The following is a 1,752-nucleotide window of genomic DNA, read 5'->3' on the forward strand; positions in this document are numbered from 1 at the left end:
TACCATAATTATTAATCGTATAAAACCGATTTTTAAATGCTGAATATAATTTAATATCTAATTGCTTATATTTATCTGAAAAATAAAAATATCGTGGGTAAATTTTAAAACCATTATTTACTAATAAACCATATTTTTTATTATAACCTTGAACATAAGTATTATTCTGAAAAATAAAAATATCGTGGGTAAATTTTAAAACCATTATTTACTAATAAACCATATTTTTTATTATAACCTTGAACATAAGTATTATTCTCTAAATCAAAAATCGTACGTAAATAATTAGTATAAAATTTCTGTGAAATCTTAAACATACTATTTAATAATTTATCAAATTGCAATTTATCGTTAATATTCTCACTCAACAAAATATTATTAAAATTTTGTAATTTCAAGGCAAAAAAGTTAACTAAAACAGTATCATATTGTAAATTATCAATATATCCATTTTCAATAAACGAACTACGATTTTGAAACACTGGCACCAAAGCACTTGCAAAAAACGACTGTAAAAACTTAGGTAAATCAAACTGACCGCTAAACTGTTGATAATACTTTAAATCTTTACTATTTAATGATGAATAAATTGAACCATTAAAATTAAAAACTTCACCCATTCCCGTTCGCATAAAACTAAAATTAAAACTTAAATCATCATTATTAATATTATTTAACTCTAAACTACCAGAAATAATTAAATTTGCTTCATCAACAGTCAAAATCATYCGATAAATTGCTTTTTTAATATTTTTAACATCCAAYTCATCAACCGTCTCAAAATCAAAAATTATCCGCTTTGTACCAACCTTATTCGGATTTTCATAATCAGCACTACCACCTTGCTGAACTCTAATATTTTCTTGCAAAACAGAATATAAAGATAAATCAATAAATTCTTTTACACGATTTTGTTGATAACTATTTCAGTCAGTAATTTCACCGGTGTTTTTGTCGATAGTTGGTAATTGTGGTTCACCATCCCCATCTCAACGATAAATCGTAAAATTAATATTTGGAATAGGTAAAGGACTATCTCATTTTTTATATAAATATAAATTACCATCATTACCTTTTAATAAAATAAAATTATCAAAATTAATTCTAATTTCATTATTAGAATTAAAAAAATTAACAATTTTATAATTTCCAAAATTAAAAATAACTGAATATCATTTATTATTTATATTTTCAATTTCATTACTATAATTATTTTTACCAATTAATTTTCAATTATCTTGTTTCAACTTAACTCTTGGATAATGATTTTCTTTATAACGCTCAACATTTTCCACAATTTTTTTAGATACATCATACATCTTATATTTTACATCAAAGGCATAAATAAAATCAGTTAAATCATTCAAAAAATTCTCTTTTTTAACATCATAAAATTTTTCAACCATAAACTGATTTTTTAAACTATGTCATTGTCGATAATAATTCAAAAATATTTCATTAGGTTTATCATAAACAACTCCGGTTGAATAACTATCTTGTAAAAAATCTAAATACCATTTATCATTAAACAATAAATTTTTTGATGTTTTTAAAGTTGGATTAATAAAATAATTTGTTTCCGACCAATTTTCAAAAAAACTACTGCGTAAAAACATTGTATTAATAAAATCAATTTCATTAATACCTTTACCAGCAATATTCTCTTGTTTAAGCGTATAATGCTCCTCATTTAAGGGTCTAAACGCCGTTAAAGTAATAAATGGAATAACCAAACCCAAAAAAGTTAAAATA

At 22.8% G+C, this 1,752-nt stretch carries 1 pseudogene; it reads right to left on the reverse strand.

Going from position 1 to position 1,752, the window contains the following annotated elements:
- Positions 1-1,751 (reverse strand): annotated as a pseudogene (locus C6B38_RS03065) (spiroplasma phage ORF1-like family protein); the annotation flags it as partial.
- Position 1,752 lies beyond the last annotated feature (1 nt).

Origin of the sequence: Spiroplasma sp. ChiS, from assembly GCF_002968355.1 — a bacterium.
In the GTDB taxonomy this organism is placed as follows: Bacteria; Bacillota_I; Bacilli_A; order Mycoplasmatales; family Mycoplasmataceae; genus Spiroplasma; species Spiroplasma citri.